The organism is Carnobacterium sp., from assembly GCF_040274425.1.
The window spans coordinates 1-22042 of record NZ_JBEMBC010000028.1; the positions used below are offsets into that span (position 1 = coordinate 1).

Sequence of the window (22042 nt, forward strand, 5' to 3'; positions counted from 1 at the left end):
ATTACAGGGAACAATTTTTATCAGGTATTGCATAAGGTCTCTTTTTTTAAATGTCTTTGACATAGGGTCCATTTTAATAAGAGGGGGTTCTTTGTTTACATATTCAAGAAAGATTGGAATCCGACATTCTATTCCATATTGTAATTAACGCCTTCAGTGTAGCTGTTGGATGCATCCCATAGTAAAAATTCATTTACTCCAGCTTCGTGTAAGGCTCTTATTTGGTCTTCAACTTGTGCGGCACCATAATTTTGGTAATTTCCTGCACCTAAGTAAGAAGCTGTAAAATCTTGTATCCAAGGTCTGGATTGAGGAGGCGTATCTAAACTTGCTAACAAGTCGTTTTCTACTTTCATGTATTCAGCAACTAATTTATAGGGTTCTAAATCAGGTTTGCTGATACCAAAGTAAGAATTCCAGTGACTAGGATAAATCATAGAAGAAATGACATCGACATTTTCTGAGATCTTAGCAAAGTTTTGCCCAATACCTGGTGCTTCGGGAACAGTAGCTGCATAACCAAAAATATCTACGGATACTTCAACGTCATACGGTTTTAACTCTTCGCGAGCATATTCAACAAAATCAGTGACTGCTTCAACACGTTGTTGAACATCATCTAATTCACTTGTTTCGTAATCGCCGCGGGTATAAGTTAATGAATCACTTTCATTTTCGAAACCTTCTGGGAAACGAACATAATCAAATTGGATTTCTTTGAAGCCCATTTTAGCAGCTTGCTTAGCCACTTCGACGTTGTAGTCCCATACTTCTTTAGAAAAAGGATTAACAAATGCATCGCCATTGCCGTTTTTCCAAACACTGCCATCCGCTTTTTTGAAAGAAAGGTCCGGTCTAGCTTCAGCTAGTAAAGTGTCTTTAAAGACAACGACACGAGCGATAGGGTAGACTTTATTTTCTTCCAATTGTTTCATCATAGCCGCTGGATCAGTCACAAACGCTTCAGTACTTTGTTGAACAATGTCATTTTCAGATTGAAGATCCATTGTCATTTTTCCAACATCGTCTTTGACATCAATGACCATAGCATTTAGTCCACTGGTGTTAACAAAATTAATCAATTCTTTCATTTTATCTGTTCCACCAGCTGAATAAGCTGTTACATAGATCCCTTTTACGCCATTCTCAGGATACTCAATGTTGATGCCACTATCGTAAGTGAACTGTGAAGGAAACTCAGCAGGTGTGCTGAGGATTGGTTCTGGGTTGATTTCTAATAAAGTTGGTTCAGGATTTTCTTCAGCTGATACTGCAAGAGGAGCGAAACCAATGCTCGCTGTTGCTAGTAACCCAAGCCAAAATGATGCACATTTTTTCATACTTTTTTATTCCTCTCTTTCAGGTGATTCAATAAGATTAGGGTCGACTAGGGTAAACCCTTTTTCGATTAAGCCTTCAGCAATAGAAATGACAGCTCCATTCGTCCATGAACGATCATGCATCAATAGGTTCGCTCCATTATTTAGGTATTCCGTGTTTAACATGATACCGGATAAAGCTTCACTTGTTTGGTAATCCGCTTCCCAATCGTATCCATACGTCCAGTTCATTGAAACCATGTCTTCTTCAGCCATTACAGCATCAGATGTTTCCGTCGTTACGCCATGAGGGGCACGAAAGAAGCGTGGTTTTTCACCGGTTACTTCATAAATCAATTGATTGGTTTGTAAAATTTCTTCACGTTGTTCTTCTGAACTGATGGTACTTAAGTTAGGATGTGTTTGGGTATGATTTCCAATTTCAAATCCCATATCATAAATTTGTTTCAGCTTAGCTTTACCTTCATCTGATTCTATGTACATACCGTTAACAAAGAAGATGGCAGGGGCATTGATCGCTTTCAATTGTTCAGCTATTTCTACGGCGTGTTGATCAGGAGAATCATCAAAAGTTAAAAGAGCTACTTTAGGGTCAACGGCCTCATCGATCGGTTCTACGACTGAGGTAGTTGGGTTGATATGGTACCGAAACGCTTCCTGTTTATCAGAAGGTTTCTCTGAAGACTCTACTGAACTTTGAGCTTCATTGCTTTGTTCACTTGTAGAAGATTCTTCCGTGCTACTTGATTGAGACTCACTTGTGTTAGAAACAAGCGAAGAAGTGGTTGAGTCGTCAGCTGATGTATCAGCAGTTTGACAACCGCTTAAGATAAGAGCGCTCATAAGAGATACTCCTAATAGAATAGATTTCATTTTCAAAGACTCCTTTATTATATGCTTATTTAGATGATTCGTTTAATTCGTTAAGAGACGCTTTCGACTGAGCCTGAGTATCTTGTACAGCGACGAGTTGCTGATCAAGTTTAGCCAACAACGCTTTTGTTTCAGCATCAGATTTATTAATGGTTTCCATACCTGCAGTAAGGGTCTCATAGGTGGCTTCTTCTTTCCCTAGATCTGAAAAGTATGTTTCCTGTTCGGCTAACACTGTTTCATAATGAGCGATGTACTTCTCTAAGCTAGCAGTCAGTTCTTCTATATTTGTTGATAATGCCGTTAGTTCTTCTTGTGGCAGTTTATCACTTGTTTTTTCTTCTAAGAGAACTTGTTCTTCTTTCATCGCAGAAACCGTTTCTTTTAGTTCGGAAAGAGAAGAGGACCGAGTCTCAACATTTTCAAAAACAGCAGAAGATTTATCCGCTAAAGTACTTAATGAATCGTCTTCAGAAAGCGTATTTTCAAACGTTCCCTGTAAACTTTTTTCTTGTTCTGAAATGGCATTTAAGTCAGTTACGATCTGTTCATTTTGAGTCTCGACAGATGTGGTGGTCTCCAATGCTTTTGCAACATCATCGTTACCGCAAGCTGTCAAGAATAAGGAAACAGCAAATAAATTTGTGACTAAATATCTTTTTTTCATTGTACACAAAACTCCTTTTTTAATTTAGACAACATCAAAGTAAAGAAAAAACAAACGAAAAAGCACCTTTTTTTCGTTTTCATTTAATCAATAACTTTAACTAGTATAGCAAACGCTTCCCACTTTCTAAAGCAATATGACCAGTTATTTAATATTAAAGAGGATAAGCAGGAAAAAATAAAAAACTATCTCTTATGTATAGAATCATGTAAAATAGACAAGTAGGTGAAAAACAGAATGAGATAAAGAGAGGGCTAATATGTTCATATATTATATCTTGGCTGCCATCATTGTGGCCGTTGATCAGTTCACTAAATTTTTAACCGTGCAAAATATTGACTTATATGAAATTGTAGAAGTTGTTCCAAATGTCTTATCATGGATGTATATTCAAAATGACGGAGCTGCTTGGAGCATTTTAGAAGGCCAAATGTGGTTCTTTTATATTATAACGATTATAGTAATTGGCGTTGTTATTTATTATTTGCAAAAATATGGTAAGAACAGTCGGTTATTTTCAGTTGCTTTAGCACTTATTTTAGCTGGTTCAATAGGAAACTTTATTGATCGTATTCGATTTGAATATGTTATCGACATGGTTCGTTTGGAATTTATTAATTTTCCGATTTTTAACGTAGCCGATATGTCTTTAAGTATCGGAGTATTCTTAATGATTATTTTTGTTTTCATAGACGAAAGAAATGAAAAAAAGAAACACTAAACCACTATTTAAAGATAAATTAAGGGTTTAAAGAAGGAGATCAAACATGTTACAAGAACATAATTTTATTATCAACGAAGAATCAGGTCGCTTAGATAAGGTATTGACTGACTTATTGCCGTCTATTACACGTTCACACATCCAACAATGGATCAAAGAAGGAAACGTTTCTGTCAATGGAGAAAAGTTGAAAGCCAATTACAAAGTACAATCAGGAGACGAGATTGCTATTATTGAACCAGAGCTTGTTTCTTTAGAGGTACTTGCAGAAGATATCCCCATCGAAATCGTGTACCAAGATGAAGATGTTGTAGTCGTGAATAAACCACAAGGAATGGTTGTCCATCCTTCTGCTGGTCATCAAACAGGAACATTAGTGAACGCACTGATGTACCACATCACTGATTTGTCTGGTATCAACGGAACGATACGTCCAGGAATCGTTCACCGTATCGATAAGGATACTTCAGGTTTATTAATGGTTGCTAAAAATGATGCTGCTCACGAAAAACTAGCTGCTCAGTTAAAAGACAAAACATCGTTAAGAGAATACATTGCCTTAGTGCATGGTGTGATCCCACATGAAAAAGGAACGATCGATGCTCCACTTGGGCGTTCAAAACAAGACCGCAAAAAACAAGATATCATTGATGGTGGAAGAGCAGCTGTAACGCACTTTACCGTTCTTGAACGTTTTAAAGATTTTACATTGGTTTCATTGAAGTTAGAAACTGGTAGAACACACCAAATCCGTGTGCACATGAAATACATCGGTTATCCTTTAGCAGGAGACCCAATTTACGGACCAAGAAAAACATTAGAAGGTAAGGGACAATTCTTGCATGCAACGACATTAGGTTTTAAACACCCAACGTCTGGTGAATTCTTAACTTTTGAAGCTCCTTTACCGAAGTTGTTTGAAGACACATTAAGCAACTTAAGAAATGTCTAAAATTTTTGTTTGACTTTTTTAGAGACGTTCTATATAGTCATAAGTGACAGAAAAATAAACTTATCCTTTAATCCTAGTCCTGTGAGACTAAGAAGGAGCATAATAAGAAAAGGTGAATGTAGCCTTCTCTTATATTTACTCAACAGTAATATGCCCTCTTTGACCATTAAAGGTTAGGAGGGCATTTTTTATTGGCCAATCCTATTAAAGAGATATGAAAAGTTGGAGGGGAAGACATGTCAATCAAATCAGAAGTAGAAGTAGTTGATCAAGCTGCTGTAAAACGTGCGTTGACTCGGATCACTTATGAAATCATCGAAAGAAACAAAGGAATTGAAGACTTGGTTTTAGTTGGAATCAAAACGCGTGGCATTTACCTCGCAAGACGAATTGCTGAACGCATGAAACAGTTGGAAAACGTGGAGATCCCAGTGGGTGAATTAGACATTTCACTTTATAGAGATGATGTCCATGAGACGAACGGCAATAATAATGAACCTATGATAAATGGATCGGATATTCCAGTTTCTATTGAAGGCAAGCAAGTCATTTTAATTGATGACGTATTGTTTACTGGCCGGACGATTCGGGCTGCGCTAGATGCGCTGATGGACATCGGTCGCCCGAGCAAAATCTCTGTAGCTGTATTAGTCGATAGAGGGCATAGAGAATTGCCGATTCGTGCCGATTTTGTTGGTAAAAACATTCCAACTTCCTTAGAAGAACAAATTAAAGTTGGCGTTCAAGAACTGGATGGCGAAGATCATGTGCTCATCCAAAAAATAACTAAATAAGCTAAGTGAAACTTTAAATTAGTCCTGTGAGACTAATAAGGTCACTACTATAATTGTACCCTGATTCCATACTGGAAGTGCTGCACAAGCAGAAGGGGGATTATTCTAGAACCTAAAGTTCTCCACAAAACTTTAGGTTCTTTTTTTATACAAATTTCCACCCCACTAGACTTTAAAAATGATAAGGAGGAAAAGACAATGGAAAAAATTTCTGCAACAATTTCTTTAGACCATTTTGTCTCAGTAGAAGATCTAACAAATGAAGAGGTTCTAACGTTGATCAAGCGAGCGTCACAATTTAAAAAAGGGACGATCTCTGCTCAAGTAATGGAGCCACTTTACGCGGTGAATTTATTCTTTGAGAACAGTACACGTACACACAAAAGTTTTGAAATGGCTGAAAAAAAATTGGGCATCGAAATCATTGGCTTTGAACCTTCAACAAGCAGCATCAAAAAAGGAGAAAGCCTTTACGACACAGTATTGACAATGTCAGCACTTGGAACGGAAATTGCCGTTATTCGTGACAGTAAAGAAGCTTTTTACACGGAACTGATCAATAGCCCATCCATTAAATGCTCCATCATTAACGGCGGAGACGGAACAGGCCAACACCCCAGTCAATGTTTATTGGACTTAATGACTATTTACGAAGAATACGGCCATTTTGACGGTTTAAAGATCGCTATCATTGGAGATTTAAAACACTCCAGAGTAGCTAAATCAAATATGCATATGCTAAAACGACTGGGTGCAGAGGTTCTCTTCTCTGGTCCGACTGAATGGATAGATGACACTTTTAAAGAGTACGGTCAATACGCGACAGTGGATGATCTTGTTTGTGAAGCCGACGTGATCATGCTCTTACGTGTACAGCACGAACGCCATGAATCTTATAACGATGCATTGATCGCCAGCTATCTAGATCAATATGGCATTAACGAATTACGCGAAAAAAATATGAAGCCTTCCGCAATTTTGATGCATCCTGCACCAGTCAACCGTGATGTAGAGTTACAAAGCTCACTGGTCGAATGTGAACGATCACGAATCGTGACTCAAATGTCGAATGGCGTCTACGCCAGAATGGCGATTTTAGAAGCCATCATAGCGGGAAGAGCGAACAGCAAAACACCTTTATAAATTTACCTCAGGAGATGAAGCCATGACGATCTGGATTAAAAACGCCATTATGTTAAACGAAAATGAAGACTATCAGCCCATTGAACTTTTGATCAATGGAGAACAGATCCAAGCTATTGGATCAGATTTAACATCGCTTATCCAAAATACGGATAAGGTCATTGATGCTCGCGGAGCATTAGTTGCTCCCGGCTTGATTGATGTACATGTTCATTTAAGAGAACCGGGTTTTTCGTATAAAGAAACCATTAAGACAGGAACGATGGCAGCCGCACGTGGCGGATTCACAATGGTTTGCGCTATGCCCAATGTTCAACCAGAACCGGATACAGCTGAGAAAATGCAAACTCTTCAAGAAAAAATTGCCCGAGATGCTGTGGTAAAGGTCAAACAATATGCGCCAATTACAATGGGTCTACGTAGTGAAACTTTAACCAATCAAAAAGAGTTGTTAGAAGCTGGAGCATTTGCCTTTACCAATGATGGAGTAGGTGTTCAGACAGCTGGTACGATGTATCTAGCTATGAAAGAAGCCGCAAAAAACAATACCATTATCGTAGCACACACAGAAGATGATTCCTTACTGTTTGGCGGTGTCATGCACGAAGGCACACGCAATCAAACATTAGGACTGCCAGGTATCTTGAATGTGGCTGAAGCGAGTCAAATTGCACGAGATGTATTGCTTAGTGAAGCAACCGGCGCTCATTACCATGTCTGTCATGTCTCAACGAAAGAAAGCGTAAGAGTCATTCGTGATGCAAAACGTGCGGGTATCCATGTGACTGCTGAAGTTGCACCCCATCATTTATTGTTGACAGAAGATGACATTCCAAATGATACCAGTATCTATAAAATGAATCCTCCGTTGAGAGGGCAAGAAGACCGTCAAGCATTGATCGACGGTTTGTTGGATGGCACGATCGATATAATCGCAACTGACCATGCCCCGCATAGCAAAGAAGAAAAAGCTGGTGGAATGATAGATTCGCCTTTTGGAATCGTAGGCAGTGAAACAGCTTTTTCCTTACTGTATACACATCTAGTAGAAAAAGGGATGGTATCCCTTGCTCAGCTTATTGAGTGGATGGCCTATAAACCAGCAAGACTCTTTCACTTAGACGGTGGAACGATTGAAGTCGGTCAAAAAGCCGATTTAGCCTTTTTCGACCTCGCAACGCCTAAAGAGATATTAGCTGAAGACTTTCTTTCTTTGGCCACGAATACACCTTTTATAGGATGGTCTGTTAAAGGGACGACCACCATGACATTCGTTGATGGGAAATTAGTTTACCAGGAGGGATCCGTACAATGAATCGATTATTGCTGCTAGAAGACGGAAGTATTTTTAAAGGAAGAGGATTTGGGGCTGCAAGTGACGCAACCGGGGAAGTCGTCTTTTCAACCGGAATGACCGGTTACCAAGAATCTATCACGGATCAGTCATACAATGGCCAAATGTTGGTCTTCACCTATCCATTGATCGGAAACGCAGGAATCAATCGTGACGATTACGAATCCATTGATCCCACCACAAAAGCGGTCATCGTAAAAGAATTTGCCCGCGTTCCTTCAAATTGGAGAAGTCAAATGAGTTTAGATGAGTTTTTAAAAAATAAAAAAATTCCTGGTTTAGCCGGTGTTGATACAAGGAAGCTGACACGGGTCATTCGAGAACACGGTACTATGCGTGGCATGATCATTGATGCAGAAGATGACATCAAACATGCCTTTGATCAGTTGAAAGCAACAGTGCTTCCTTCTAATCAAGTTGCTCAAGTCTCAACGACCCGGTCTTATGTCAGCCCTGGAAAGGGAAAAAACGTTGTTGTCATTGATTTTGGACTGAAGCACAGTATCTTGAACGAATTAAACCAACGGGACTGTCACGTGACGGTTTTGCCATATAATACCAGTGCTGAAATTATTTTAAGTCTACAACCAGATGGAGTTATGTTGACCAACGGACCAGGAGATCCTACATCATTGCCGCATGTACTGACCATGATCCAAGAAATTCAAGAAAAGCTCCCAGTATTTGGGATTTGTTTAGGACATCAATTGATTGCTTTAGCAAATGGAGCCAGCACATTTAAAATGAAGTTTGGCCATCGCGGCTTTAATCATCCAGTGAAAGAAATTGCAACAGGAAGAATTGATTTCACCTCACAGAATCATGGGTATGCTGTTGATGCAGCCTCGATCGATAAAGAAAAACTGCTTGTGACGCATATCGAATTGAATGACGGAACAGTAGAAGGTGTCAAGCACCGCTATCACCCCGTCTTCAGTGTCCAGTATCATCCAGATGCAGCACCAGGACCACATGATGCAGCACACTTATTTGATCAATTTATGGAATTAATGGACGCTTGGAAGGAGACAAAAAAGAATGCCTAAACGCACAGACTTAACTAAAATCATGGTTATTGGATCAGGACCGATCATTATTGGTCAAGCAGCTGAATTTGATTACGCAGGTACTCAAGCGTGTCTAGCATTAAAAGAAGAAGGTTATGAAGTCGTATTGGTCAACTCAAATCCAGCGACCATCATGACAGATAAAGAAATTGCTGACAAAGTGTACATTGAACCCATCACGTTAGAATTTGTTTCACAAATTTTGCGCAAGGAACGTCCAGATGCCATTGTACCTACATTAGGTGGTCAAACAGGACTGAATATGGCTATGGAATTATCCAATTCTGGCATACTAGAAGAGTTGGGCATTGAATTGCTGGGAACAAAATTAAGTGCCATCGATCAAGCCGAAGACAGAGATTTATTTCGGAAATTGATGAATGAACTGAATGAACCTGTTCCAGAAAGTGAAATTGTTCATACTGTTGAGGAAGCAATGACTTTCGCTGAACAAATTGGCTTCCCGTTAATCGTTCGTCCGGCGTTTACAATGGGCGGGACTGGCGGAGGAATTTGTGATAATGAGGAAGAGCTGAAAGAAATCGTTAAGAATGGATTGAAATTATCGCCAGTAAATCAATGTCTAGTCGAAATCAGCATTGCGGGATACAAAGAAATCGAGTACGAAGTGATGCGGGATAAAAATGACAATGCGATCGTTGTCTGCAATATGGAAAACTTTGACCCTGTTGGGATTCATACAGGAGATTCCATCGTCTTTGCTCCGACGCAGACCTTAACAGACAAAGAACACCAAATGTTGCGTGATTCCTCATTAAAAATCATTCGCGCTTTAGGTATTGAAGGAGGGTGCAATGTTCAACTAGCACTCGATCCAGATAGCTTCAACTACTACATCATTGAAGTAAATCCACGTGTCAGTCGTTCCTCAGCATTAGCGAGTAAAGCAACAGGCTACCCGATTGCTAAGCTAGCCGCAAAAATCGCTGTTGGTTTAACTCTGGATGAAATGAAAAACCCAGTGACCGGAACAACCTATGCTGAATTCGAGCCGGCTTTAGATTATGTCGTCGCAAAAATCCCGCGTTGGCCATTTGATAAGTTTGAACAAGGTGACCGGAGATTAGGAACTCAAATGAAGGCTACAGGAGAAGTTATGGCGATCGGCCGGACAATTGAAGAAGCCTTGTTAAAGGCGGTTCGTTCACTCGAAATAGGAGTCTCTCATATTTTGTTGGAAGAAGCTTCACTAGCAACGGATGAAGTATTGATTGAAAAAATCATCAAAGCTGAGGATGATCGCTTATTCTATGTTGCAGAAGGTATTCGCCGTGGGTACACCATTGAAGACTTAGCCAATTTAACCAAGATCGATTTGTTTTTCTTAGACAAAATGCTTCATATTGTGGAGTTGGAAGATGAACTGAAAGAAAATGTGAATGTTATTGATGTACTGACTACAGCAAAAGAATACGGCTTCTCAGATAAGGCTATTGCACAGTTATGGAATACCGATGAGAGTGAGGTACTGGAGTTGCGTTACGAAAACGACATCGTCCCTGTTTATAAAACAGTCGATACTTGTGCTGCAGAGTTCGATTCCAATACACCTTATTTTTATAGTACGTATGAAGAAGAAAACGAGAGCATTGTTTCAGAAAAAAAATCTGTCTTAGTACTAGGGTCAGGTCCTATTCGAATCGGACAAGGGGTTGAATTTGATTATGCGACGGTCCATTCTGTTAAAGCCATCCAACAAGCAGGATATGAAGCGATTATCATGAACAGCAATCCAGAAACCGTTTCAACAGATTTCTCCATTTCAGACAAACTCTATTTTGAACCATTGACATTAGAAGATGTCATGCATGTCATTCGTCTAGAGCAGCCAATAGGAGTCATTGTTCAGTTCGGAGGGCAAACAGCTATTAACCTAGCAGAACCACTAACGAATATGGGCATTACATTATTAGGAACGAGTGTAGAAGATTTAGATCGCGCAGAAAATAGAAATCTATTTGAACAAGCACTGAATGAACTACAGGTACCTCAGCCTTTAGGGGATACGGCTACAACCGAAAGTGAAGCAGTAGTTATTGCGGATCGGATCGGATACCCCGTTTTAGTTCGTCCAAGTTACGTTTTAGGCGGCCGAGGCATGCAAATTGTAGATACTCAGCCAGATTTAGAAAATTACATGAGAAATGCGGTAAAAGCTTCTCCAGAACACCCAGTATTGATTGACCGCTACTTAGTAGGAAAAGAAGTTGAAGTAGATGCTATCTGCGATGGCGAAACAGTTCTTATCCCCGGAATCATGGAACACATCGAACGTTCAGGTGTTCACTCGGGGGATTCAATGGCGGTATACCCTCCACAATCTTTATCAAAAGAGATCCAAGATACGATCGTAGATTACACCACTCGTTTGGCACTCGGTTTGAATTGTATCGGCATGATGAATGTTCAATTTGTTCTGCATGACAACACTGTTTATGTCATAGAAGTTAACCCTCGGGCAAGTCGGACCGTGCCATTTTTAAGTAAAGTCACAGGGATCCCAATGGCTCAAGTCGCAACTAAAGCAATTTTAGGTCAATCTCTTAAGGAACAAGGCTACAATAATGGGTTATATAAAGAGTCGGTTTTGATTCACGTGAAAGCTCCAGTGTTCTCGTTTACGAAACTGCAAAAAGTAGATGCCTTATTAGGACCAGAAATGAAATCTACAGGAGAAGTCATGGGAAGTGATACAACGATGGAAAAGGCCCTTTATAAAGCCTTTGAAGGAAGCTACATGCATTTGCATGATCACGGAACGGTATTGTTTACGATTTCCGATGAAGACAAAGAAGAATCCTTGATTTTAGCTAAGCGATTTTACGACATTGGCTATACGATCGTGACAACTGAAGGAACAGGACAGTTTTTTGCCGAACACCAGATACCGGTTCAAATTGTGGCTAAACTACAACAAGATACCGATGAAACAGTATTGGACCTCATTCAAGGAAACGCCATTCAAGTAGTGATCAATACGATGACTACCGGAATTGGAGTGGTCAACGATGGAGAAATCATTCGGAAAACGGCCATTGAACAAGGCATTCCCTTGCTAACGTCACTCGATACAGTTTCGGCCATTCTTAATGTCCTTGAATCGCGTAATTTTATGACTAGTCCATTATAAAGTAAGAACTTTTTGAAATAAGGATAAAAAAGAACAAAACGGGGGTTAGAAAATGAATCGCTTAACAGTAAAATTACCAGGGTTAGATTTAAAAAATCCTATTATGCCGGCCAGTGGAACATTTGGGTTTGGTGAACTCTATTTGGATCAATATGACTACAATATATTAGGAGCCATCATCATCAAGTCAACGACAATTGATGCACGAGAAGGAAATGCGAATCCGCGTTATCATCACTTAGAAAATGGCGTTTTAAATGCGGTAGGATTAAAAAACCCCGGAGTGGACGTGATCGTAGCTGAGAAATTACCGTTGTTAGCTAAATTTGAAACGCCCGTGATTGCTAGTGTTGCCGGTACAACAATTGAAGAATATATTGAAGTCACAAAAAAACTATGTCAATCACCAACCGTTCGTGCCCTTGAAATCAATGTATCCTGCCCAAATGTCAAGGAGGGTGGGTTAACATTTGGTTCTAAACCTGAATCAGTATACGACATCACAAAAGCAGTAAAAGCTGTTTCCACGATTCCGATTTATATTAAACTGACCCCTAATGTAACCAATATTGTCGAAATTGCTCAAGCTGCTGAAAAAGGTGGGGCAGACGGCATCAGCATGATTAATACATTATTGGGAATGAGTATTGATGTTGAGACCAAAAGACCGATCTTAGCAAATAAAACAGGCGGACTTTCCGGTCCAGCTATCAAATCGATCGCTATACGGATGGTCTATCAAGTATCTCGTGCGGTTTCTATTCCAATTATTGGTATGGGAGGTATTTCAACAGTTGATGATGTGCTTGAGATGTTCATGGCTGGCGCTAGCGCAGTTGCAATCGGTACAGCTAATTATGCTAATCCGATGATTTGCAAAGAATTGATCGAGGATTTACCTAAGCGAATGGATGAACTTGGTATTGAGTCGATTGAATCGCTAATGAAAGAAGTGAAGGAGGGGCAACGAGATGGAAAGTAGACCAATCATTGCCTTAGATTTCTCGACGCTACCTCAAGTAACTCATTTCTTAGACCAGTTTAAGGATGAACCGTTATTTGTTAAAGTTGGCATGGAACTGTTTTACCAAAATGGTCCTGAAATTGTAACGAAGCTTAAACAATTAGGTCATGATGTTTTTTTAGATCTAAAACTGCACGATATCCCGAATACTGTTCAACGATCAATGAAGGGAATAGCAGCCTTGGGTGTCGATATGATCAATGTTCATGCTGCTGGCGGTAAATCTATGATGGAAGCTGCAATGGAGGGGTTACTTTCAGGTACTCCAACAGGCCATCAACGGCCTAAATTGATTGCGGTCACTCAATTGACATCTACAACACAAACTATGATGCAACAAGACCAGTTGATTCCCGTATCGTTAATGGAAAGTGTTCTTCATTACGCTAAATTAACTCAGTCAGCTGGTTTAGACGGTGTTGTTTGTTCAGCTCTAGAGGCGAAAAGTATTAGAGAAGCGACTGGAAAAGAATTTTTATGTGTCACACCTGGTATACGTTTAGCTGGATCAGATGTTGGCGATCAAAAAAGAATTGCTACGCCATCGAGTGCTAGAGAAATTGGTGCGTCCATGATCGTTGTTGGCCGTCCTATCACACAAGCAGCTGATTCGATGGCTGCTTATCATGCAATAAAAGAGCAATGGCAAGGAGGCGATATGAATCATGACTAGTGAAAAACGAATTGCTGAACAACTATTATCGATTGACGCAGTAAGCTTAAATCCAACAAATCCCTTTACTTGGGCTAGTGGAATGAAAAGTCCGATTTACTGTGACAATCGCATTACGATGAGTTATCCAGCCGTAAGACGAGAGATAGCACAAGGGTTAGCTAAAATGATTACTACCCACTATCCAGAAGTAGAAGTCATTGCCGGAACAGCTACTGCAGGTATTCCACATGCTGCATGGGTAGCAGACTTACTTGATTTGCCAATGGTGTACATTCGTAGTAAGGCAAAAGATCACGGTAAAGGGAATCAAATCGAAGGTCGAATATCGGATAATCAAAAAATGGTTGTGATCGAAGATTTGATTTCTACAGGTGGAAGTGTCATCGAAGCTGCGCAGGCAGCAGCTAGTGAAGGAGCGGATATTCTTGGTGTAGCAGCCATCTTTAATTATGAGCTGCCGCAAGGAATAGAAAATTTTGAAAAAAACAAGCTTCCATTAGTTACATTAACTCATTATTCTACGCTGATTGAAACAGCATTTGAAAGAGGAATAATTAAAGAGTCTGAGATAGCACTGCTACAAGAATGGAAAAATGATCCAGTAAATTGGTCGAACAACTAAAAAAGAGGCTGGGACAAAAAGGCTCTCAAAAAAAATACACTCCCAAAACTATGAACTATTTTGTTCAGTAGTGGGAGTGTATTTTGCTAAATATCTGTTAGAACTAATGAAAGTGGGACTACTTTTTCCGCAAAAATACTTATGTCCCAGCCCCATTAAATTTAAAAACAAGTGTAATAATCATTCTTTTAAGCGATTGACTAACTCTTTATCTGGGGTAACATAAACTGTACGTTGACCCTCATAGATCACAAATCCAGGTTTTGCTCCATTCGGTTTCCGAATTTTTTTCACGTCGACATAATCTACTGGAACAGATGCAGACAGCTGTGATTTAGAGAAGTAGGCAGCTATATTAGCCGCTTCTAAAATTGTTTCTTCGCTAGGATCAGCAGACTGAATGATCACATGTGAACCTGGAATGTTTTTTGTGTGCAACCAAATATCTGATTTCCGTGCAGTTTTAAGGGTTAATTGATCATTTTGTAAATTGTTTTTCCCTACTAAAATAGGAGTTCCATCTGAAGATCGGTAAAGATCCGGTTGGCTTAATTTAGCTTGCTTTTGTTTTTTCTTGGTTTTCTTTTTCTTCATATAGCCTTGCTGAATCAATTCTTCTTTAATTTCAGCAATATCTTTTGGAGTAGCTAATTCTAGTTGTGTTGAAACAGACTCCAAGTAATCGATTTCTTCTTGAGTTAAGCGCATTTGCTCGTTGACATATGCAATAGCATTTTTTAATTTTTGGTATTTCGAAAAATATTTTTGTGCATTTTGAGAAGGTGTTTTCCTAGGATCAAGAGAAATCGTCATAGGTTTTTCATTATCATAAAAATTAGTTAACGTAACTTCTTTTTGTCCTTTGGTCATTTTGTAAAGATAAGCTGTTAATAATTCACCTTGGACTCTGTATTCATCGGCTAATTCAGTTTCATCAAGCGTCTTTTGAAGTTTTTTCATTTTTTTCTTATTTCGTTGGAGTTCCACTTGAATCAAATGAATTAGATCTGATCCTTGCTGCTGAACACGGTCTCTGTCTGCTTTACTCTCGTAGTACTTATCAAGCAATTTGCTTAAAGTAGGATAACCCACATGTTCTCCTTCAATACTTAAATAAGGAAGTGGGGTAAAAAATTCTTTTTTAACACCAATTGTTAAGGTCGGCGAGATATTTCCACTACGCACATTATCCATAAACGAATCAAATAAGACCGATAAATTTTCCACATTATTTTCACTTCGATAAAAGAGTTCTTTTGCCGTATCCGCACCGATTCCTTGATAAATTTGCTGCAATCGTTTTTCGTAAGGCAAATCTGGATCTTCAAAAGCGGTTAGTAATTCAGCTAATTCAGAACTGCTTGTTTCAAAGGGATTCAGTTTGTCTTGGTGAGGTGGAGATTGGTAAGTAGCACCAGGCATAATAAAACGGAATGAATTTTGACTCGTCGGTACATGTTTGATCGTATCTAAAATACGTTGTGTATCTTGCTCTATCAGAAGAATATTACTGTGTCGTCCCATCAATTCTACAATCAAGATAACATTTTGAACATCGCCAATTTCATCTCGGCTCTTAAACCTAAAATGAATGACACGGTCATTGCCTACTTGTTGAATATCTTCTAAAATAGCTCCTTCAAGGTGTTTTCTCATGATCATACAAAAATTTGGAGGAGAGCTAGGATTTTCATAAGGAATCTCTGTTAGTTGAATACGTGCATAGCTTGGATGAGCAGATAAGAGTAATTTATGATTTTTTCCATTTGCTCTCATCACAACAATTATTTCGTTTGGATATGGTTGATGGATTTTTGATACTCGTCCATTTTTTAATGCTTCACCTAATTCATTTACCATCGCATGGGTAAAAATACCATCAAATGACATGTATTTCCCTTCTTTCATGATCGACTAGTTGAATCGATTCTATTTAATTGATTAAACCAATCAGTCTTAATCGTGCTGTATTTATCAGTATACCACTTTTTTATTAAAAATGGTTAGTAGAATATTGGATGCAAATAGTTGCATATTAAGAATAAAAAAAGATACAATAACTATTGGAAACTCTAGGAGGGAAACAAATGGAATGGAATTACCAAGGAGATAGAGGTCCAGACAATTGGAAAACCATTTGTTCAGCCTTTTATCAAGCAGAAACAGACTGTTTACAATCGCCAATCGCATTAGATGATGATCAAGCAAACTTAACTATCTCACAGCATTCACTGAGATTTGATTACAATAGAACGTTATTTGAATCGTCTTTTTTTAATCATACTGTTCATTTATCGCCAAAAACAAATGAAAAAGTAAACTTTGTTACCTTTAAGCATAAAAAATATTTTTTAGAAGATCTTCATTTTCATTTGCCAAGTGAGCATGAAATCAATCAAGAATCTTTTCCATTAGAATTTCATTTGGTGCACCGTTCTGTGAAAAATGATCTTCTCGTTGTAGGAGTCACTGTATTGCCTTCAGAACGCCCGATGAATACTGTATTAGCAGCAATAGATGAGAGAGCTTTACATCCGCGTATTGCTGGAAGAGGCTTGACTGTTCCAATCGAATTGAGCCGTCTATTGCCAGAAAAAAAACAATTTTATCATTATACTGGATCGTTAACCACACCTCCAACGTCAGGTCCGGTAGAGTGGATCGTATTCCGACATCAAACATACATGAGACAAGGTTTACTTCAAGCATTTAAACGAAATGTCGGGAAAACAAATAGACCACTACAACCTAGATCAGGCCGACCGATTTACTTATCAGATTTTTAATGGTTCATGTATTTATCATTTTATTGCTTGACACGTCACAACACAACTAGTAAGATTGTCGTAATAGAAAAACAACAAAGGAGTTCTCAGGATGCTAAATAACTTATCTTATATTGGACAATTGAATAGCAGTTGGCAAAGCCAAGATAGATAGGTTGATCCATGAGAACGCTCATAGATGCAACCTTCAGTGTACTGAATGTATGTATCTATGTTGGTTTATTTGAAGACAGTCTATACTTCCAATCCACATAGAGAGAATACTTAATTCTATTTCTATGTGGATTTTGTTTTGCATAAAAACAGCTTCCACGGATATTTGTGGCAGCTGTTTTTTTTATTTTGATTATTGGGGTGTGTACAATGGAAAAGAAACGATGGCGACTTTGTTGGTAAGGCTAAATAAAACTTAATCACTATTGGAGGATGAAGGATATGAAAAAAATGATTGGCTTCATTATTTGTTTGGTAGCACTCTTAACTGTTGCTTTTTTTACTACTAAAACTGAAACAGTTACAAAAAAAGAAAAACCTATGGTTGGTATTCTACAACTGACAAGTCATCCAGCCCTTGACCTCATTTATAAAGGAATTGTAGATGAGTTAAATGATGCGGGTTTTATTGACGGAGAAACAATGACATTGGATTTTCAAAATGCTCAAGGTGACCAAAGCAATTTAAATTCGATGAGTACTCGATTTGTTAGTAGAGGAGCTGATGTGATGGTCGGTATAGCAACTCCTTCAGCTCAAGCATTAGCGAACAGCTCTCAAGATATTCCTATAGTGTTAGGTGCTGTTACGGATCCTGAGGGCTCTGGATTAATTGAAAGCAATGAAGCTCCTGGTGGGAACATTACAGGGGTGAGTGACCTAACACCTATTAAAGAACAATTTTCCTTGATTAAGGAAATTTTACCAGAAGCTCAAACAATCGGTATTTTATATTCATCAAGTGAAGATAATTCCATTGTACAAGCTGAACAAGCCATTGAGATTGCTGAAGAAATGGGATTGGGTACTCAAGTCATGACGGTTTCTTCAACGAACGATGTTGCTCAGGTAGCATCTACCTTAGCTGCACAAGTTGACGCTATATGGGTTCCTACCGATAATACGATAGCTAGTGCAATGAACACATTAGTGTCCGCTGCAGATTCAAATCTGATCCCAATTTTTCCAGCTGTAGATACAATGGTAGAAGAAGGCGGCTTAGCAACTGTTGGATTAGATCAATATGAATTAGGTCGTTTGACCGGTGAAATGGTAGTAGCTATTTTAAATGGTGATGCAGATCCTGCAACTACTTCTATTCGCTATCTCGATCAAGGGGAAATCATCATCAATGAAGAAAAAGCTGAACAGCTTGGTATTACTATTCCAACTCAGGTATTGGAAAAAGCCAAAGAATAGCTTAATTAACTAGAGTGGAGGAAATCAAATGGATTTAATTGTTACAGCAACAGCACAAGGTTTATTGTGGGGTATGATGGCTTTAGGCATATTCATTACTTATCGTATTTTAGATTTACCAGATATGACGGCAGAGGGTTCCTTTCCTTTAGGAGCTGCAGTATGTGCTCAACTTATTATTTCAGGCATTCATCCTTTAACTGCAACCGCCATTGCATTCGTCATAGGAGCTTTGGCTGGTGCAGTTACCGGGTTTCTCATTACAAAAGCTCATATTCCTGGATTATTAGCAGGAATATTAACGATGACTGGTTTATATTCTATTAATTTACGTATTATGAAACGAGCTAACTTGAGTTTACTTGGAGAGGCTAGATTAACCGATTTCTTTACTGGATTTAATCTACCTAGCCAATTTGATACGATTTTTTTAGGGATCATTCTTGTTTGTATCGTGATTACATTGTTGGTCTTATTTTTCAAAACAGAATTGGGTCAAGCTGTTATTGCAACTGGTGATAATGAAAAAATGGCACGTTCATTGGGGATTTCTACCAATCAAACTAAAATACTCGGACTTATGCTTTCAAATGGACTGGTTTCTGCTGCAGGAGCACTTATTGCTCAAGATAATGGTTATGCTGATATCAGTATGGGTATCGGGACTATCGTTATCGGTCTAGCTTCAGTTATTATTGGTGAAGTGATTTTTGGAAACTTATCTTTTGTTAACCGTCTGATTTGTGTCATTTTAGGAGCGATTATTTATCGTTTTATCATCATGTTCGTTTTACTGATTGGATTACAGCCAAATGATTTGAAACTTATTTCAGCAATTATTTTAGCTTTCTGTCTAGCATTGCCAAGTATACGTACAAAATATAATTTGAATTTCTTCCAAAAAAAGGAGTTGTTGTAAGATGACTACTAATACACCAGTTTTATCATTAAAAGGACTAACGAAACAATTCAATAAAGGAACACCTAATCAAAACACCGTGTTGAATGATTTAAACTTAGAAGTAAAAAAAGGTGATTTTATTACGATTATTGGTGGGAACGGAGCTGGAAAATCGACATTGTTAAACAGCATTGCTGGTAATTTTATGATTGATAAAGGTTCTATCCTATTGGGAGAGAAAGATTTAACTCCTTTGAAAGAAGAAAAACGGGCGGGATTAATTGGTCGTGTCTTTCAAGATCCTGTTATGGGAACAGCTCCTCGAATGACTGTAGGTGAAAATTTGGCTATTGCCTATCGGAGAGGAAAGAAACGTTCTCTTAGAAAAGGAACATCGGATAAGGAACGAGAGTACTTTAAACAGGTCTTAGCTGAATTAGGATTAGGTTTAGAAAACCGTTTGGATAGTGAAATGGGATTACTATCTGGCGGACAACGTCAAGCTATTGCTTTGTTAATGGCAACTATGAATAAACCAGACCTTTTATTATTAGATGAGCATACAGCAGCATTAGATCCCAAAACTGCAAAAGTCGTTTTAGAACTGACTAAAAGACGAATTGAACAAGAAGAATTGACAGCTCTAATGATTACACATAATATGAACGATGCGTTAAAATATGGCAATCGGTTGATCATGTTAGATGGTGGAAAAGTAATCGTTGATTTATCTGGAGAAGAAAAAGAGAACTTAACAGTTCCAGATGTATTGGTTCTTTTTCAAACAGCCACAGATAAAACAGATTCTAATAGTCAATTATCGGATGAGCTTTTATTAAGCCGTTAAGCAAAATACAATGATAACGAATAGTTCAGGGCATGTGCCTTGGACTATTTTATTTTAGTGTACAATTTTAAATGATAGTTGTATAATACACGTATATTAGTTGTATAATGCAACTTTACCTAGATAGGAGCGTTTAGATGGATAACCATCCTGAAATACCGATACATTCGTTGATCCAACGTTTCACAGAATTTAGTCAAAATTATTCTAAATTAGAAAAACAATTATTGGATAAGCATAAGATTACTAAATCAGGATTTTTGATTATGTCTTTTATAAAAGATGAGAAAATAACCTTAAACGAATTGGCCAGTCATTCCGAATTAGACAAATCGACTTTAAGTCGTCAAATAAAAGCATTAGAAAAAAAAGGATTTATTTTAAAGGAACAGGGAATTGACAAAAGAGTTAGTCAACTCTCAGTAACTCCTGAAGCACGGCAATTGCTTTTAATGGTTTCATTTGAACTTGAGAAAGCATACAGCACTATTTTTAAAAGTTGGCCTGATGACGAAAAACAACTTTTACTTGTTTTAATGGGCAGGGTCAACCGCAGCATTCAATCTTTTCAAGTAGAAAAGTAGAAGATTTTTGCAATTCGATCAAAAGCAGTTACAATTATGAATGAAGAATGAATACAAAGGAGACGAATAAATGGATCCAAAAACACTTAATGGTTTAACGAAAGACGAACTGATTGAACTTGTCATTAGTCAGAGTGAAGAACTGAAAGAGCAAGATATTCATTTAGAAGCAGAAGTAGAAGAAAATCGATTCATAAAAAGTTTAGGATTTGTAGATGGATACAAAAACTATCAAAATTATTTTATTCGTTTTTTTGAAGATGAAAGTGAAGGAACCGCAAAAAAAGGAAGCATCTTTTTAGGCATTCTAGAAGATTTTATCAATGATTATGGCAGCGAACCCGTTCGGGAGTTAATGGAAGAATTTATTGAAGATCAGATTTAAGTTATCCGTAATTGCACTCCTTTAGTAGAATTGATAAACTAGTGCTAGTCACATATTGAATTGTTGAGGAGGAATAAAGAAATGTCTGTAGAAAATAAAATGATTATTGCTTTAGTTAGTGATGATTTTGAAGATTTAGAATTGTGGTATCCTGTCCTGCGTTTAAGAGAGGCTGGAGCTGTTGTACATTTAGTAGGCGAGAAGAAAGATACTGTTTATCATGGGAAATATGGGGTACCGGTAACGTCTGATTATAGTTTTGAAGAGATTACTAAAGAAGAATACGATGGTATTTTAGTTCCTGGAGGATGGTCACCCGATAAATTAAGACGTTTTCCAAAAGTTATTGAATTCGTTCAATATTTTGATCAACAAAAGAAACCTATCGGACAAATTTGCCACGCTGGTTGGGTATTAATTTCAGCAGGAATTCTTAATGGTGTCAACGTTACTAGTACTCCTGGAATTAAAGATGATATGACTAATGCCGGAGCTATTTGGCATGATACTCCAGCTATTACAGATGGACATATCGTTTCAAGTCGTAGACCACCAGATCTTCCTGAGTACATGAAACAGTACATTGCATCATTTGATTAAACAAACTTAATTGTATTTGTTTTAGAAGAGGCTGGGACAAAAATCCCAGCCTCTTCTTTTTATAGGAATGTTATTCTAAAACGTGCTCCAAAAAGCAAACCCGACGTCCACTTCGCGAACAATGCTCGATGGTCGATGACCA

21 protein-coding genes are annotated in these 22042 nt (G+C 38.2%); 17 read left to right on the forward strand and 4 right to left on the reverse strand.

Annotation, left to right across the window (positions count from 1 at the left end; all coding sequences use genetic code 11):
• Positions 1-128: 128 nt before the first annotated feature.
• From ABS911_RS07330 to ABS911_RS07340, 3 genes are read right to left on the reverse strand one after another with little or no spacing between them, the layout of a single operon-like run.
• Entirely contained in the window at positions 129-1340 is a 1212-nt protein-coding gene (locus tag ABS911_RS07330) for a putative glycoside hydrolase (RefSeq protein ID WP_350467033.1), read from the reverse strand.
• 6 nt (positions 1341-1346) lie between these two features.
• Positions 1347-2213, reverse strand: a complete 867-nt coding sequence (locus ABS911_RS07335; RefSeq protein WP_350467034.1) for a polysaccharide deacetylase family protein — start codon at positions 2211-2213, stop codon at positions 1347-1349.
• A 25-nt stretch (positions 2214-2238) separates the two neighbouring features.
• A complete protein-coding gene (locus ABS911_RS07340) occupies positions 2239-2880 on the reverse strand; it encodes a YkyA family protein (protein WP_350467035.1) in 642 nt (213 codons plus the stop codon).
• Between the two features lie 259 nt (positions 2881-3139).
• On the opposite strand from ABS911_RS07340, the gene lspA reads away from it, so the two are divergent.
• From lspA to pyrE, 10 genes are all read left to right on the forward strand, one after another.
• Positions 3140-3601 carry a signal peptidase II gene (lspA, locus tag ABS911_RS07345; RefSeq protein WP_350467036.1) on the forward strand — a complete coding sequence of 154 codons (462 nt, stop codon included), beginning with the start codon at positions 3140-3142 and terminating at the stop codon, positions 3599-3601.
• A gap of 46 nt (positions 3602-3647) precedes the next feature.
• Positions 3648-4553, forward strand: a complete 906-nt coding sequence (locus tag ABS911_RS07350; protein ID WP_350467037.1) for an RluA family pseudouridine synthase — start codon at positions 3648-3650, stop codon at positions 4551-4553.
• Between the two features lie 236 nt (positions 4554-4789).
• Positions 4790-5347: a bifunctional pyr operon transcriptional regulator/uracil phosphoribosyltransferase PyrR gene (gene pyrR / locus ABS911_RS07355; protein WP_350467038.1), complete on the forward strand. Its 558-nt coding sequence runs from the start codon at positions 4790-4792 to the stop codon at positions 5345-5347.
• Between the two features lie 198 nt (positions 5348-5545).
• On the forward strand, positions 5546-6490 hold the full coding sequence (locus ABS911_RS07360) for an aspartate carbamoyltransferase catalytic subunit (RefSeq protein WP_350467039.1): 945 nt from the start codon (positions 5546-5548) through the stop codon (positions 6488-6490).
• 22 nt (positions 6491-6512) lie between these two features.
• Positions 6513-7805 carry a dihydroorotase gene (gene pyrC / locus ABS911_RS07365; protein WP_350467040.1) on the forward strand — a complete coding sequence of 431 codons (1293 nt, stop codon included), beginning with the start codon at positions 6513-6515 and terminating at the stop codon, positions 7803-7805.
• A complete protein-coding gene (locus ABS911_RS07370) occupies positions 7802-8890 on the forward strand; it encodes a carbamoyl phosphate synthase small subunit (RefSeq protein ID WP_350467041.1) in 1089 nt (362 codons plus the stop codon). Before pyrC ends, ABS911_RS07370 begins: the two co-directional genes overlap by 4 nt.
• On the forward strand, positions 8883-12062 hold the full coding sequence (carB, locus tag ABS911_RS07375) for a carbamoyl-phosphate synthase large subunit (protein WP_350467042.1): 3180 nt from the start codon (positions 8883-8885) through the stop codon (positions 12060-12062). Before ABS911_RS07370 ends, carB begins: the two co-directional genes overlap by 8 nt.
• A gap of 52 nt (positions 12063-12114) precedes the next feature.
• The gene (locus tag ABS911_RS07380; RefSeq protein WP_350467043.1) at positions 12115-13044 is read left to right on the forward strand and encodes a dihydroorotate dehydrogenase; all 930 of its coding nucleotides are present in this window, start codon (positions 12115-12117) and stop codon (positions 13042-13044) included.
• Entirely contained in the window at positions 13034-13759 is a 726-nt protein-coding gene (gene pyrF, locus ABS911_RS07385) for an orotidine-5'-phosphate decarboxylase (RefSeq protein WP_350467044.1), read from the forward strand. Before ABS911_RS07380 ends, pyrF begins: the two co-directional genes overlap by 11 nt.
• Positions 13752-14384, forward strand: a complete 633-nt coding sequence (gene pyrE / locus ABS911_RS07390) for an orotate phosphoribosyltransferase (RefSeq protein ID WP_350467045.1) — start codon at positions 13752-13754, stop codon at positions 14382-14384. Before pyrF ends, pyrE begins: the two co-directional genes overlap by 8 nt.
• Positions 14385-14564: 180 nt before the next feature.
• On the opposite strand, the gene ABS911_RS07395 is transcribed toward pyrE, so the two are convergent.
• Positions 14565-16274, reverse strand: a complete 1710-nt coding sequence (locus ABS911_RS07395) for an NFACT RNA binding domain-containing protein (protein ID WP_350467046.1) — start codon at positions 16272-16274, stop codon at positions 14565-14567.
• A gap of 197 nt (positions 16275-16471) precedes the next feature.
• On the opposite strand from ABS911_RS07395, the gene ABS911_RS07400 reads away from it, so the two are divergent.
• The 7 genes from ABS911_RS07400 to ABS911_RS07430 all read left to right on the forward strand — a co-directional run bounded on the left by ABS911_RS07400 (position 16472) and on the right by ABS911_RS07430 (position 21900).
• The gene (locus tag ABS911_RS07400) at positions 16472-17170 is read left to right on the forward strand and encodes a carbonic anhydrase family protein (RefSeq protein ID WP_350467047.1); all 699 of its coding nucleotides are present in this window, start codon (positions 16472-16474) and stop codon (positions 17168-17170) included.
• A gap of 435 nt (positions 17171-17605) precedes the next feature.
• Positions 17606-18583 (forward strand): tryptophan ABC transporter substrate-binding protein, encoded by a 978-nt coding sequence (gene trpX / locus ABS911_RS07405; protein ID WP_350467048.1) that lies wholly within the window; start codon positions 17606-17608, stop codon positions 18581-18583.
• 28 nt (positions 18584-18611) lie between these two features.
• Positions 18612-19502 (forward strand): ABC transporter permease, encoded by an 891-nt coding sequence (locus ABS911_RS07410; protein ID WP_350467049.1) that lies wholly within the window; start codon positions 18612-18614, stop codon positions 19500-19502.
• Position 19503: 1 nt separating this feature from the next.
• Positions 19504-20331 carry an ABC transporter ATP-binding protein gene (locus ABS911_RS07415; RefSeq protein ID WP_350467050.1) on the forward strand — a complete coding sequence of 276 codons (828 nt, stop codon included), beginning with the start codon at positions 19504-19506 and terminating at the stop codon, positions 20329-20331.
• A gap of 137 nt (positions 20332-20468) precedes the next feature.
• Positions 20469-20915, forward strand: coding sequence for a MarR family winged helix-turn-helix transcriptional regulator (locus ABS911_RS07420; protein WP_350467051.1), 447 nt, complete (start codon positions 20469-20471; stop codon positions 20913-20915).
• A gap of 70 nt (positions 20916-20985) precedes the next feature.
• Positions 20986-21300 carry a hypothetical protein gene (locus ABS911_RS07425; RefSeq protein WP_350467052.1) on the forward strand — a complete coding sequence of 105 codons (315 nt, stop codon included), beginning with the start codon at positions 20986-20988 and terminating at the stop codon, positions 21298-21300.
• A gap of 81 nt (positions 21301-21381) precedes the next feature.
• Positions 21382-21900 (forward strand): type 1 glutamine amidotransferase domain-containing protein, encoded by a 519-nt coding sequence (locus ABS911_RS07430; RefSeq protein ID WP_350467053.1) that lies wholly within the window; start codon positions 21382-21384, stop codon positions 21898-21900.
• The last annotated feature ends 142 nt before the right edge of the window (positions 21901-22042 follow it).